Annotated in this window: 12 protein-coding genes; 10 read left to right on the top strand and 2 right to left on the bottom strand. The window is 67.9% G+C overall.

Annotated elements, in window-relative coordinates:
• Positions 1 to 912: a LysR family transcriptional regulator gene (locus tag ABL838_RS33360; protein WP_184642375.1), complete on the bottom strand. Its 912-nt coding sequence runs from the start codon at positions 910 to 912 to the stop codon at positions 1 to 3.
• 102 nt (positions 913 to 1014) lie between these two features.
• Here ABL838_RS33360 and ABL838_RS33355 point away from each other — a divergent pair, with 102 nt between their 5' ends.
• From ABL838_RS33355 to ABL838_RS33310, 10 genes are all read left to right on the top strand, one after another.
• Positions 1015 to 2106 (top strand): LLM class flavin-dependent oxidoreductase, encoded by a 1092-nt coding sequence (locus ABL838_RS33355; RefSeq protein WP_418126032.1) that lies wholly within the window; start codon positions 1015 to 1017, stop codon positions 2104 to 2106.
• A 25-nt stretch (positions 2107 to 2131) separates the two neighbouring features.
• Positions 2132 to 3070, top strand: a complete 939-nt coding sequence (locus ABL838_RS33350; protein WP_418126031.1) for a flavin reductase — start codon at positions 2132 to 2134, stop codon at positions 3068 to 3070.
• A gap of 38 nt (positions 3071 to 3108) precedes the next feature.
• On the top strand, positions 3109 to 4269 hold the full coding sequence (locus ABL838_RS33345; protein ID WP_184642372.1) for an acyl-CoA dehydrogenase family protein: 1161 nt from the start codon (positions 3109 to 3111) through the stop codon (positions 4267 to 4269).
• Positions 4270 to 4274: 5 nt separating this feature from the next.
• A complete protein-coding gene (locus ABL838_RS33340) occupies positions 4275 to 5387 on the top strand; it encodes an acyl-CoA dehydrogenase family protein (RefSeq protein ID WP_418126030.1) in 1113 nt (370 codons plus the stop codon).
• Positions 5384 to 6145, top strand: a complete 762-nt coding sequence (locus tag ABL838_RS33335) for an enoyl-CoA hydratase/isomerase family protein (protein WP_184642370.1) — start codon at positions 5384 to 5386, stop codon at positions 6143 to 6145. Before ABL838_RS33340 ends, ABL838_RS33335 begins: the two co-directional genes overlap by 4 nt.
• A 1-nt stretch (position 6146) precedes the next feature.
• Positions 6147 to 8279, top strand: coding sequence for an acetate--CoA ligase family protein (locus tag ABL838_RS33330; RefSeq protein ID WP_418126029.1), 2133 nt, complete (start codon positions 6147 to 6149; stop codon positions 8277 to 8279).
• Complete coding sequence (locus tag ABL838_RS33325; RefSeq protein WP_418126028.1) at positions 8276 to 9034, top strand: SDR family NAD(P)-dependent oxidoreductase; 759 nt, start codon at positions 8276 to 8278, stop codon at positions 9032 to 9034. Before ABL838_RS33330 ends, ABL838_RS33325 begins: the two co-directional genes overlap by 4 nt.
• On the top strand, positions 9031 to 9414 hold the full coding sequence (locus ABL838_RS33320; protein ID WP_418126027.1) for a VOC family protein: 384 nt from the start codon (positions 9031 to 9033) through the stop codon (positions 9412 to 9414). Before ABL838_RS33325 ends, ABL838_RS33320 begins: the two co-directional genes overlap by 4 nt.
• Complete coding sequence (locus tag ABL838_RS33315; protein WP_418126026.1) at positions 9411 to 9965, top strand: nuclear transport factor 2 family protein; 555 nt, start codon at positions 9411 to 9413, stop codon at positions 9963 to 9965. The genes ABL838_RS33320 and ABL838_RS33315 overlap by 4 nt, the downstream gene beginning before the upstream one ends.
• Positions 9966 to 10114: 149 nt before the next feature.
• Positions 10115 to 11422, top strand: coding sequence for a M20 metallopeptidase family protein (locus tag ABL838_RS33310; protein WP_418126025.1), 1308 nt, complete (start codon positions 10115 to 10117; stop codon positions 11420 to 11422).
• Positions 11423 to 11606: 184 nt separating this feature from the next.
• Here the strand turns inward: ABL838_RS33310 and pilQ are convergent, their stop codons facing one another.
• Complete coding sequence (gene pilQ / locus ABL838_RS33305; protein WP_418126024.1) at positions 11607 to 13763, bottom strand: type IV pilus secretin PilQ; 2157 nt, start codon at positions 13761 to 13763, stop codon at positions 11607 to 11609.
• Positions 13764 to 13828: the final 65 nt, after the last annotated feature.

The raw sequence follows: 13828 nt of genomic DNA, 5'->3' as shown, positions 1-13828 counted from the left end.
CTAGCGCTGATCCTCGTCCTTCAGCGCTTCGGCCACGAAATCGACGAAGGCGCGGACTTTCAGCGGCAGGGTGCGGTTCTGGCGGAAGACGGCGAAGATGCCGTTGGAGTACGCCCGCACCGCGAAGCGGTAGTCCGGCAGCAGCCGCACCAGCGTGCCCGAGCGCAGGTCGCCGCGCACCGTGGCCTCCGACAGCAGCGCGATGCCCATGCCCCCGATGGCCGCCAGCCGCAGCAGTTCGCCGTTGTTGGCGCTGAGCACGCCCTGGATGGCCAACTCCTGCTGCTCGCCGGCCTCGTCGATGTACTTCCAGATGGTGGCCTCGCGCTCGCGCTTGTAGGTCAGGCAGCGCACCTGCGGCAAGTCGGTGGGATGCTTGATGCGCGAGTAGGTCTTCACGAAGGCGGGGCTGGCCACCAGCACCTCGTCGCTGGACAGCAGCCGCTTGATCACGAAGCCGGAGTCGTTCGACTCGCCGGTGCGGATGTCGACGTCGAAGTCGTGCTCCACGAGGTTGACCGGATGCTCCGACAGCTCGACTTCCACGTGGATGTCGGGGTAGAGCTGGGCGAAGCGCGGCAGCAGCGGCGCCACCACCCGCAGCCCGATGTGGGTGCGCGAATGCACCCGCAAACGACCTTCGGGCCGCTGGCGGGCGTCGCGTGCGGCCTGCTCCGCCTCCGCCATGGACTCGAGCACGACCTCGGCGCGTTCCAGGAAGGCCTGTCCCGCCTCGGTCATGCGGAGGTTGCGGCTGGTGCGGTCCACCAGCTGCACGCCCAGCTCCTCTTCGAGCGCACTGATGCGCCGCGAAATGGTCGCAGGCGACAGGCTCAGGCTGCGCGCCGCGGCCGAGAGGCTGCCCTTCCTCTGGGTGGTGACGAAGATGCGCAGCGAATCGAGGGCCTTCATTTCAAAAGATGCAAACAAGCTGTGCGCACGTTGGCGATCCGCAGGCGGCTCCCGTTCCTACGATTCGTGCACATAGGCACCAACCACACAGGAGCACCGGCAATGGATTTCGGAATCTTCATTCTGATGCAGCAGCGAAACAAGCACAAAACCTCCCACCAGATCCTGCGCGACGCCGTGGAGCAGACGCGCCTGGCGGACGAGCTGGGGTTCGGCGCGGCATGGTTCGCGGAGCATCATTTCAGCAACTACGGCATGTGCTCGTCGCCGCTGACCATGATCGCGCACTGCGCCGCGGCGACCCGCAGGATCCGGCTGGGTACCGGCATTGTCGTCGCACCGCTGTACACGCCCGCGCGGCTGATCGCCGACGTGGCCATGGTGGACCAATTGTCCAACGGCCGCCTCAACCTGGGCATCGGCTCGGGCTACCAGCACTTCGAGTTCGAGCGCTTCGGCGTCTCGCTGGAGTCGGCCAAGGCCCGCACCTTCGAGATGCTCGACATGCTCGAGCTGGGCCTGAAGCAGCCCAAGTTCAGCTACGAGGGCGAGTACTACCGCCAGCCCATGAGCGCGATCAGCCAGCGCGCGGTCCAGCAGCCGATGCCGCCGATGTGGATCACCAGCGTGGACCCGGCCTTTGTCTCGCGCGCGGTGAAGTCGGACCACCACGTGTTCGTCTCAGGCGGCGATGGCGGCGTGGAGAAGATGCATGCCCATCGCGTGCTGATCGACAAGGTGGCGAGAGCCGAAGGCAAGGATCCGGCCGGCGTGAAGGTGGGCCTGCTGCGCGCGGCCTATGCCAGCAATGACAAGGCCGAGGTCGATGCCTACCTGGACTGCGCCCGCTACCAGCGCCGCGTGGCCTTGAGCCTGAAGCGCCGCACCGCGCAGATCGCCGACGACTACCAGGTCGAAGAGGGCATCGTCGAGGGCGAGCCCACGCTCGAGGAGATGCGCGCGCTGCTGCCCGTGGGCAGCATCGACACCGTGATCGAACGCGTGGTCAGCGAGATCCGCGCCCTGAAGCCGGTGCACTACTGCTTCCAGACGCAGATGGGCGATTTCGACCATCCCACCATGCTGCGCCAGCTGCAGACCTGGTCGAAGGTGATCATTCCTGCGGTGCAGCAGGAGATCGCCAATGACCCGCCGCACGCCAGCACAGCCGAGCGCGAGGTCGCTGCCGCCTGAGGCGCCGCAGCGAAGGAGAACGCCCATGTCCGAGGTCGCCGAAGAACGCACCCGCCCCGTCGTCGAACCCGCGCTGTTTCGCCAGCTGCTGGGTTGCTTTCCGACCGGCGTGGCGGTCATCACGACGCGCACGCCCGACGGACGGCCCGCGGGGCTGACCTGCAACTCGTTCAGCTCGGTGTCGCTCGAGCCGCCGCTGGTGCTGTTCAGCCTGCGCAACGCCAGCCGGCTGCGCGAGACCTTCCTGGGGGTCGAGAGCTTCGCCATCAACATCCTGGCCGAGCGCCAGGACGCGTTGTCGGGACGTTTCGCCTCCAGCAAGATCGAGGACAAGTTCGAAGGCGTGGGCTGGCAGCCTGGCTTGCTGGGCATGCCGCTGATCGACGATTGCCTGGCGAGCTTCGAGTGCAGCGTGTTCGCCCGCCACGAGGCGGGCGATCACACCGTCTTCATCGGCGAGGTGCGGCACATGGCGGCCGGCGGTGGCGACCATGCGCTGGTCTTCTACAAGGGCGCCTACATGATGCTGGCCGAGTCGCTGCGCAAGCTGGTGGTGCAAGGCCAGCTGGGCGACGCGGACGTCGACGAGGCCTACCGCACGCTCTACGGCACCTTGCTGCGCCTGGCCTGCGAGCGTGCCGGCGATGCCGAACTGGCAGCGGTGGAGGACGCCGTGGACGCCATCGAGGCCCACCCCGGCGACGCCTCGCGCCAGGACCGCATCGAATCGGCCAGCCGCTTCTTCCGCGCCATTGCCGCCGCGGGCCATAACCAGGCGCTGATGCTGATGGCACAGACCATGACCGGCGTGCTGCGCGAGCGCATGACGCACGTGCTGCCGGTGCGCGCGCGCCCGGACCTTTTTCCCCTGCGCCGCAACGTCGCGCGCGGCCTGCGCCGGCGCGATGCCGACGCCGCGGTCGCGGCGCTCGACGAGCTGATTGCCCAGCTGCGCAAGGGCTGAAGAAACCCCATCGAATCGAATCCCTGGAGACAACGAGAATGTCCATCGACTACGCCGGCTTTCGGCGCGAACTGGAGGAGTTCGCCCGCAAGTCCTGCCCTTCCGAGATCCGTGCCGTCGTCGCCGCGGGCCAGAAGATCACCAAGCGCGAATACCAGGCGTGGCAGAAGATCCTCAACGCCCAGGGCTGGGGCGCGCCGAGCTGGCCCGCCGAGGTCGGCGGCACCGGCTGGGACATCCGCCAGCGCCTGATCTTCGAGGAGGTGATGGCCGACAACGACTGCCCGCCGCTGTACCACCATGGCCTGGGTCACATCGGGCCGGTCATCATCCGCTTCGGCACGCCTGAGCAGAAGGCGCGCTTTCTCCCGCGCATCCTGGACGGCTCCGACTGGTGGTGCCAGGGCTATTCCGAGCCAGGCTCGGGCTCGGACCTGGCTTCGCTGTCCACCAGTGCGCGCCTGGATGGGGGCGAGTGGGTCATCAATGGCCAGAAGATTTGGACCTCGCATGCGCACGAGGCCAGCATGATCTACATGCTGGTGCGCACCTCCAGGGAGGCGAAGAAACAGGAAGGCATCTCGCTGATCCTGGTGCCGATGGATGCGCCGGGCGTCACCGTGCGCCCGATCCGCACCATCGACGGATGGCACCACCTCAACGAGGTCTTCTTCGAAGAGGTGCGCGTGCGCGCCGACAACCTGGTCGGCGAGGTGGGCAAGGGCTGGACCTGCGCGAAGTACCTGCTGGAGCGCGAGCGCCTGCCGCCGGCCAATGTGGCCCGTCTGGAGCTGCTGCGTCGCCAGGTGGTGCGGCTGGTCGAGGAGGCCGCAACGGCCGCGCGCGGGCGACGCGATTTCAGCGGCCTGCACCACAAGCTGCTGCTGTGCGAAGCCGAAGCGAAGGGCGCGCGCGTGATGATGGCGCAGGCGACCGACGATCTGATCCACCAGCGTGCGCTGGGCGTGCAGCCGTCCGCGATCAAGATGACGTGCGCCGATGTCGCCCAGCGGCTGACCACGATCGCGCTCGATGCCGTCGGGCCCGAGGCCGCGCATCGCTTCCTCGCCGATGCGGATCCCGAGGTGCCCGCCGCCACCTGGATCCAGAACTACATGTTCACGCGGGCCCGCACGATCGCCGGCGGCACTTCCGAAGTGCAGCGCAACGTGATCGCCAACGAACTTCTGGGAGCCTGACAAGCATGTCCACCTCTTTCCCGTCCCTCTTTCCGGGCATGCTGCTCGACGCGGCGAGCCGCTATGCGCAGGACCACGCCGCCGTGCCGGAACTGCCCGGCGACCCGGTGCGCGAGCTGGGCTGGACCGCCACCCTGGTGCCCGAGGAAGCCGGTGGCGTGGGCGGCAGCCTGGCCGACCTGGCATCGATCGTCGAAGGACTCGCCACGCATGGCATGCACCTTCCGGTGGTCGAGACCTGCGCGGTCGTGCCTCTTCTGCTGCAGGCGGCCGCGCCCGAGGTCGGAAACCGTTGGCTCGGGGCCGTGGCCGAGGGCTCGGCGCAGCTCGCGCCGCTGATCGCCCTGTCCGCCATGCCTGAGGAGATGGCGCTACGGGCGCGTCACCTCGACATCGGCTACGAGTTGAATGGCTTCGTGCAGGGTGTCGATGTCTCGCTGCCCGCGACGCATTGGCTTGTTCCAGCCGAGGTGGATGGCGAGGCGGCGATCTTCCTCGTCGACGCCGAGCGCATCGGTGTGCCCGTGGCGCGCTACCGGACGATGGAAGGCCGACGCGGTGCCGACTTCGCACTCGCCCGGCTCACCGTGCCGCAGGGCAGCTGCATCGCGCGCGGCGGCCAGGCCCGCAATGCACTGGCTGCCGCCAGCGATGCCGCGCTGCTGCTCACTGCCGTCGACACGGTGGCCGCGCTTGCCGCCCTGACCCAGCAGACGCTCGGCCACCTCAAGGAGCGGCGGCAGTTCGGTGTGGCGCTATCCACTTTCCAGGTGCTGCGCCACCGCGTGGCCGACATGTACGTGAAGTACCTCGGCGCCAAGGGGCTGACGATCCACTGCTTCCATGCGCACGAACAGAAGGGCTCCGACCTGCGCCGGAGCCTGCGACTGGCCAAGGTGTCGCTCGCCGAGACGGCGCGCGGCTGCGCCGAAGCCGCGATCCAGATGCATGGCGGCATGGGCCTGAGCGAAGAGGTGCTCGCCACGCGCCTCGCGCAGCGCCTGATCGCCTCCGAGTTCCGCTACGGCGACCGCCTCTTGCATGCCGCCCACCTGAAGGCATCGCAGGGCGATGCCGGTCCCTCATCCCTTTCCAACCTCGCCAGGAGTGCGCAATGAGCGTCAGCCTTGAAGTTTCCGAATACGTCGCCGTCGTCCGCCTGGACAAGCCGCCGGTCAATGCGCTCGATCGCGAGACGCGTCGCGGCCTCATCGAAGCCTTCGACGAAATCTCCGAGCGCACCGACATCCGGGTTGCGATCCTCACCGGGACCGGCAAGCACTTCTGCGCCGGTGCCGACCTCAAGGACCGGCCTGACCCTGGCAAGGCCGGCGACTTCCTCGGCCACAACCGCCTGACGCGCGAGACCGGCAATGCGATCCGCGAGTGCGCCAAGCCGGTGATTGCTGCCATCAACGGTCCGGCGCTCGGCGCCGGCTTCGGGCTCATGGCCGCCTGCGACATCTTCCTGGCCAGCGAGGACGCGACCTTCGCCATGCCGGAGATCAACGTGGGCCTGGCCGGCGGCGTCTCGATGCTGCGCACCATGTTTGGACGTTCCTTCACACGCCGCCTGTTCTTCACCGGCATGCGCGCGTCGGCAGCAGAGCTGTATCGCCGCGGCGTGCTCGACGAGGTGGTGCCGGCCGACCAGCTGATGCCGGTGGCCTTGCAGCTCGCGCAGGAGATCGCGGCGAAGGCGCCGCTGGCCATGGCCTATGCCAAGCAGGCGGCCAACATGATGGATCTGATGCCGCAGCGCGATGGCTACCGCTTCGAGCAGAACTTCACCATGGCGCTGTCGAAGACCGAGGATGCGCAGGAAGCGCGCCGCGCCTTCCTCGAGAAGCGCTCGCCGGTCTACAAGGGGCGCTGAGATGCAGGCGCTGGTGGAAGTGGGACGCGGCCTCGAGGCGCTGTTCAGTCCGCGCTCGATCGCGATACTCGGTGCCTCTGACGATGTCACCAAGATCGGCGGACGCCCGCTGCAGTTCCTTCGCAAGTACGGCTATGCGGGCCGGATCTACCCCGTCAATCGCAAGGCCGGCGTCGTGCAGACGCTGCAGGCTCATGCGAGCGTCGCCGACCTGCCGGAGGCGCCCGAGCTCGCCGTGATCGCCGTGCCGCCGGAGGGTGTGCTCGACGCCGTGGAGGACTGCGCTGGGCGCGGCGTGCGCGCGGCGGTGGTGCTCTCCGCCGGCTTCTCCGAGATGGGCGAGGAGGGCGGCAGGCTGCAGGCCCGGATCGCACAGGTGGCCAGGCGCAGCGGGATGCGCATCGTTGGGCCGAACTGCCTCGGCGCGATCGGCGTGCCGGACAGGAGCATCGCGACCTTTTCGGTGGCGCTGGAAGATACCTTCCCCGCCGCGGGCCCCGTGGGCATCGTTTCCCAGAGCGGCAATCTCGGCAGCTACACGCTGCGCCTCGCATCAGAGCGGGGCCTTGGCATCAGCCGGATGCTGACCACCGGCAACGAGTGCGATGTCGACATCGCCGATGCGATCGCCTCGCTGGCAACGGATCCGGGCACCTCGGTCATCCTTTGCTGCATGGAGACCTGCCGCGATGGCGCCAGGCTGCACAAAGCCATGGCAATGGCCCGCAAGGCGGGCAAGCCGCTGGTGGTTCTGAAGGTGGGTGTGTCCGAAGCGGGCAGCGCCGCCGCCGCTTCTCACACGGGCGCGCTCGCCGGCTCGGACGCCGTGTTCGACGTGGTGCTGCGCAATGGCGGCGCGATCCGCGTGCCGAGCATCGAACAGCTCCTGGAGGTGGGCCATGCGCTCGCCGTGCTCGGGCCGGATCGCTTGCCCCGTGGCAACAAGGTGGCGGTGCTCACGGCCTCTGGTGGTTTCGGCGTGCTGCTGGCGGATGCCGCCAGTGCGCAGGGCCTGGCGCTGCCCAAGCTGGCTACGCAGACCCGCGAGCGGATCCTGCAGGTGGTGCCCTTCGCATCACCGTCGAATCCGGTGGACATGACGGCGCAGGTGTCCAGCCGCCCGGAGGTGTTGGCCAAGGTGCTGGCCGCCGTGGCCGAGGACGACAGTTGCGATGCGCTGATGCTCCAGTCGGCCAATGCCTTCCATGTACCTCGGCTGCGAGAAGTGTTCCTGACGGCCCTCGCGCAGGTGCGCAAGGAACACCCGTCGCGCCTGATCGTCCTGTGCGCACGCGCGCCGCAGGAGGTGCGCGCGCAGCTCAGTGCGATGGGTTTCCCGGTGGTGGAGGGCATCGATGCGGCCTGCGCGACGCTCGCGGCACTGGTGCACTTCGGTGCGCGCGCCGAACCGGCCCCCGCGGGCGCGGCCATCGAGCGGGAAACCCTGCCTGCGGAGGCCTTCGCGACCGAAGCCAGCGCCAAGGCAGCGCTTGCCCGTGCCGGGCTGCCGGTGCTCAAGGAGGCCGTCGCGGCCAGCCGCGACGAGGCACTGGCCGCCGCGCGCGACATCGGCTTTCCGCTGGTGCTCAAGATCGTCTCGCCCGACATCGCGCACAAGACCGAGGTCGGTGGCGTGGTGGTGGATGTGCGCTCCGAAGGTCAGCTGATCGAGGCTTACGAGAGCCTGCTCGCCCGCGTGGCGCACAAGGTGCCCCAGGCCCGCGTCACCGGCGTGCTGGTGGCGCAGATGGCGCAAGGCGGCGTCGAGCTGATCCTCGGGACCCGGAAGGATCCGGTGTTCGGCCCGATGGTCATGGTGGGGCTGGGCGGCATCTTTGCCGAGGTCCTCAAGGACGTGGCGCTGCAGAGCGCGCCGGTCGACGAGGCGCAGGCCGCGGCGATGCTGCGTTCGCTCAAGGCATTCCCGCTGCTCGACGGTGCGCGCGGTCGGCCGAAGGCCGACGTGCAGGCCGCCGCACGTGCCGTTGCCGCGCTGTCGTGCTTTGCCGCGCGGCATGCCGGCGAAGTGGCCGAGATCGACATCAATCCGCTGGTGGTGCTGGAGGCGGGACAGGGCGCCTTCGCGCTCGATGCGCTGCTCATTCCCGAACAGGCAGAGAAAGGTAAGCAATGAATGCATCCCTCGAAGGCCGCGTGGCCTTCATCAGCGGTGCCGGCCATGGCATCGGCCGGGCCACCGCGCTGGCGATGGCCCGGCTGGGCGCCACCGTCGGCGTCAACGACCTCAAACAGGAGTTCGTCGAGGAGGCCTGCGCACAGATCCGAGCGCTCGGCGGCAAGGCCATTGCGCTGCCGCGCGACGTGTCCAGCCGCGAGGGCATGCGCGAGGCCGTCATGCAACTGGCGCGCGAGGCGGGGCGGCTCGACATCATGGTCAACAATGCTGCCTGGGTGCGCTACCAGCCCCTGGCCGAGATCACGCCCGAGGTCATGGACCGGATGGTGGAAATCGGCTTCAAGTCGGTGATCTGGGGCATCCAGGCCGCGGCCGAGGCAATGGATGCCGAGCGCGGGGGGACCATCGTCAATGTGGCGTCCATCGCGGGCTTCAAGTCACCGATGCGCTCGGTGGTCTACAGCGGCATCAAGGCGGGGGTGCTGGGCATCACGCGCGCGGCGGCCGCCGACCTCGGCGGACGCAACATCCGGGTGAATGCGGTTGCGCCGGGTGCAGTACCCACCGAGGGAACGGCCAAGCACCGCAATGCGGAGCTCGATGCCAGGCGCATCGCGCGCACGCCGCTGCGGCGCCTGGGCACGGTGGAGGAGATCGCCGATGCCATCTGCTTCCTGGCGGGCGATGCGGCGCGCTTCCTCAACGCGGAAGTGCTGCGCCTGGACGGCGGCGCCTCGGAGACCTCGCTGTGAGCGCCGCACAGCCGGCGGCCCCGCGACGACTGCAGAACGTCTATGTCGCCGCGAAGCAGCCGCGGCAACTGCACGCCTTCTACGCATCGGCGCTCGGCCTGCCTTTGAAGTTCAACGACGGGGACCGCTGGTTCCAGTATGGCGTGGGCAACACCAACGTTTCGCTGGCCTGCCTCGAGGAGGCGGCGCCCGCTGCCTCTGGCCTGGTGATGGTGTTCGAGGTCGATGATTTCGACGGTGCGCAGGAGCGGATCGCCGACGCGGGCGGCGAGGTGCTCGGCATGCGCGACATGGGCGGCCACGGCATGGTGCTGTCGTTGCGCGACCCCGAGGGCAACATCGTGCAGTTGTTCCGGCGGTCACCGCCTGGCGCCACATGAGCGGCCAGGCATCGTTGCAGGCACTGCTGGATCGCGAAGCGATCCGGGACTGCCTGTACCGGTACTGCCGCGGCATCGACCGCTGCGACGAGGCCGCCCTGCGCTCGGCCTATTGGGAGGATGCCACCGACTGCCACGGCGCCTGGAACGGCAGCGCCGAGGGTTTCATCGCCCAAGCCCTGGACAAGCTGCGCCGGGGCGGGCGACGCGTCCACCAGATCACCAACGTGCTGATCGAGTTGCATGGCGACACGGCCGCGGTGGAGAGCAGCTTCTTCGCGTTGCAGTCCACGGCCGCGCTGCCGCAAGGGCAGACCTTTCTCTGCGGGCGCTATGTCGACCGCTTCGAGCGCCGGGCAGGGCAGTGGCGTGTGGCTGCGCGCACCGTGGTCTACGACTGGATCGAGGAGCGCGCGCGACCCGAGCTTGCGCAGGACGACGCGGCCCTGTTCGGGCCGCGGCAGCCGAATGGCCGCGCGGCGCCGGACGACCTGGTCTATCGATTGCTAGAGGACATTCACCGCGACGAATCCGCTGCGTCGCGACGGTGACTCTGCAAGGCGCTTGCCGCGAGGCAGCGCACTGCCGGGCAATAGAGTGCGACGACGCACGCTTCATTCAACTCCTTTCTTCTGCAACTCTTGCGATCACCATGAACCTTCGACGCCATCTTTGCGCTTTCCTTCTCGGAGCCTCTTTCATGGGGGCGCACGCGCAGGGTGTCGCGCCCGCCACGGCAGCCTCTCTGCTCTCGCAGGCTCTGGCCCTGTCCGATGGCGCGCAGCCTCAGCTGGTCGAATGGCGCCGACACATCCACCAAAACCCCGAACTGGCCTACCAGGAGGTCGGCACCGCGAAGTACATCGCCCAGGCCCTGGCTGGCATGCCGGGTCTGCAGGTGCGCACCGGCATCGCCGGCACCGGCATCAAGGCCGTGCTTCGCGGTGGACGGCCCGGCCCCGTGGTGGCGCTGCGCGCGGACATGGATGCCTTGCCCGTGGAAGAGCGCAACGACCTGGCCTTCAAGTCCGTGGCCAAGGCCGACTGGCTCGGCAAGCCTGTCGCGGTCTCGCACGTCTGCGGACATGACGCGCACATCGCCATGCTGCTGGGGGCGGCCAAGGTGCTGTCCTCGCTGCGCGAGCAACTGACGGGCACGGTGGTCTTCATCTTCCAGCCGGCCGAGGAGATCGGCCCGGGCCTGGGCAAGTCCAGTGGCGCCATGGCCATGGTGCGCGAGGGCGTGCTCGACAACCCCAAGGTCGACGTGGTGCTCGGCCAGCACATCAGCAACCAGGCGCCTTCCGGCGCGATCCGCTACAGGCCGGGCCCGATGCTCGCGAGCATCGACGTGTTCCGGATCCTGTTCAAGGGCACGGGCGGCCATGGCGCGGCACCGTGGGTCTCCAACACGCCCATGCTGGCTGCGGCCGAGACCGTGCTGGGCCTGCAGAACATCGTCAGCCATCGGCTCAACCCGACCATTGACGGCGGGCCGACGATCGTGACCACCGGCATGCTGCAAAGCGGGAATCGCTTCAACGTGCTTCCCGAGACGGCCGAGATTGCCGGTACGATCCGCGCGCTCTCGACGACCAACCAGAAGATCGCCCAGGAGGAGATCCGCCGCCGGGCCACGGGTATCGCGGCGAGCTACGGGGTGCAGGCGGAGGTGACGATCGACAGCGGAGACGGCTACGAGGTGCTGGTCAACGACCGCGACGCCACGCTTTCGATGGTGGGGGCCTTCGAGGCTGCCGCTGGCGGTGTCGCGAAGGTGAGCCAGATGCCTGCTTCCATGGGCTCGGAAGACTTCGGTGCCTTTGGTTCGACCGGAGTGCCCGTCGTGTTCTGGATGCTGAATGCTTCGCCGCTGGGCGACAAGGACGCACCGGTGAATCACTCGCCGCTGTTTCAGATCGACGAATCCGCCATGCGCGTGGGTGTTCGCGCACTGACCGCGACGACACTGTCCCAACTGGCCAGTGCGCGGTTCCAGGGGCGCTGAGCGCTTGGTGCCGGCGCCTGGCATCGGGATGGTTCGCTGCGCCTTCAATCTTCGTGGCTCTCCTCCACGGCCCGCTTCAGGATCGGGAGCGTCACGCGCCAGTAGAACGCGACGCGTCAGCACAGACCACTCCACGCGGGACAGGTCCCAACAGGGAGCGTTCGCCATCAAGCCTCGACGCAGGTCATCCCATCATCTTGGGGGTGATAAACACCAGCATCTCGACCTTGTTCAAGGTGCGTGTGCGCTTGCGAAACAGTGCGCCCAAATAGGGGACCTCGCCCAATACCGGCACGCGCGACTCGTCGTTGATCTCGGTCACCTCGAAGATGCCGCCGATGACGACGGTGCCACCGTTTTCGACCAGTACGTCGGTCTTTACGTGCTTGGTATTGATCGCCGGACCGGCAGATGTATTCACTCCGCGCGCGTCCTTGCTCACGTCCAGTGCGAGGATGATGTTGCCCTCGGGAGTGATCTGCGGTGTCACTTCCAACTTCAGCACGGCCTTGCGAAACGAGACGGAGGTGGCGCCGCTGGATGTGGCCTGCTGGTACGGGATCTGTTCGCCTTGCTCGATCAAGGCCTTGGTCTGGTCGGCGGTGACCACGCGAGGGCTGGATACGAGCTTGCCCCTGCCTTCGGCCTCGAGTGCCGAGACCTCCAGGTTCAACATCCGCGTGTACCCTGCGCTGAACAGGGAGACCGCAAACACCCCCGGGGCACTCCCTCTACCGGCACTCCCGGCTGGCAGATTCACAAAGTTGCGGTTGGTGTAAGGCGCGAAAGCGCGACTGCTGCCTGCAGGAGTGGTGCCGACAGAGCTGTTCCCATCGACAATCCCGCCGCCCAGCCTGGCACCCAATGACTTGCCGAAGGTATCCGACGCCTCGACGATCTTCGCCTCGATCAGCACCTGCCGCACCGGCACGTCGAGCTTGCGAATGAGTTCGCTCACCTCGGTCAGGCGTGCGGGGGTGTCGGTGACAAAGAGTTGGTTGGTGCGGGCCTCGGACATCGCGCTGCCGCGCGCACTCAACAGCCGCGTGACCGAGCTGCCGCCACTGCCGGAAGTACCGCCGCCACCCCTGAGGTTCTGTACCACCGTCGCGGCCTTTGCGTAGTTGAGCTGGAACGACTGCGTCTGCAGTGTCGTCATGTTCTCCAGCAAGGCCTGGGCCTCGAGGTCGGACTTTTCCCTGGCGTTGATCTCCTCGAGCGGCGCGATCCAGAGAACGCTGCCATTCTTGCGCATGCCCAGGTTCTTGGCCTGCAGGATGACATCCAGCGCCTGGTCCCACGGCACGTCCTTGAGCCGCAGGGTGAGGGTGCCGGAGACGGTATCCGAGGTCACCACGTTGAAGCCGGTGAAGTCCGCGATCACCTGCAGCAGCGCCCGCATGTCGACGTTCTGGAAGTTGAGTGTGAGTTTCTCGCCCGCATAGCCCGCGCCGGGTGTGAGCTTGCCCGGATCGGCCTTGCGCGGACGCACCTCGATGACGAATTGCTCGTCCGTCTGGTAGGCGCTCTGCTCCCAGTCGCCGTGTGCGCCGATGGAGAGGCGGACCCGGTCCGCCAGTTGCTGCGGCTGCACTGTGTCGACGGTGGTCCCGAAGTCCGACACGTCCAGCCGGCGTCGCAATCCCTCGGGCAGCGACGCCCGCATGAAATCGGCCACCAGCGTCGCGCCCTGGCGGCGCACATCCACCCCCATCTGGCGGCTGCCCATGGCCACGATGATGCGGCCGGCACCGTCCTCGCCACGCCGAAAGTCGATCTCCTGCAGCGGCGTGATGCTGCGGACACGGTTCTCTGCAAAATCGCCATATGGCGGCGTGCGCGGCGGCTGGCCCGTGCTCGATTGCAGCGAGACCAGCAGCGATCGCCCCTGGATCTCGGCCTGGTAGGTGGCCGCATGCCGCAGGCTCAGCACCACGCGGGTGCGCTCTTCCGCCTGGACCACATTGGCGGCGCGAAGATGGCCCAGATTGAAGGCGATGGCCGATCGCCCCACGGCGCTGGTGATCCCTGGGAAGTCGAGCGCGATGCGCGCGGGGGATTGCACCACGAAACCCGCGGGCAGCGCAGCGAGCGGGCGGGTGAAGTCGATGCGCAACAAGTCCACGTCCGCACGGGTCGAGCCGGTGATGGATTCAATGGCGTTGGGCGGTGTCGATGGCGCCCGCGGCCCTTCCACCTGGGCCTGCGCGTTGGTCTGTGTCGCTATCGACAGCAACACCGTGGACACGGCGCCAACCCATCGGCGCAGATAAAGGCGCAGATAAGGGCGCAGATAGGGACGCAGGTGCGGGGCGCTGGGCAGGCGCGCGCGTGGCTTCATGATTTTCCCTCTCTCCGTTGATGATCTGCGGCGCCGGAGCCGTCTCAATCCGTTGAGGCCGTGCA

Origin of the sequence: Variovorax sp. 160MFSha2.1 (assembly GCF_048305075.1) — a bacterium.
Taxonomy (GTDB): domain Bacteria; phylum Pseudomonadota; class Gammaproteobacteria; order Burkholderiales; family Burkholderiaceae_C; genus Variovorax; species Variovorax guangxiensis.
Note: the sequence above shows the minus strand (reverse complement) of the source record. Positions and strands in the feature narration are given on the sequence as shown.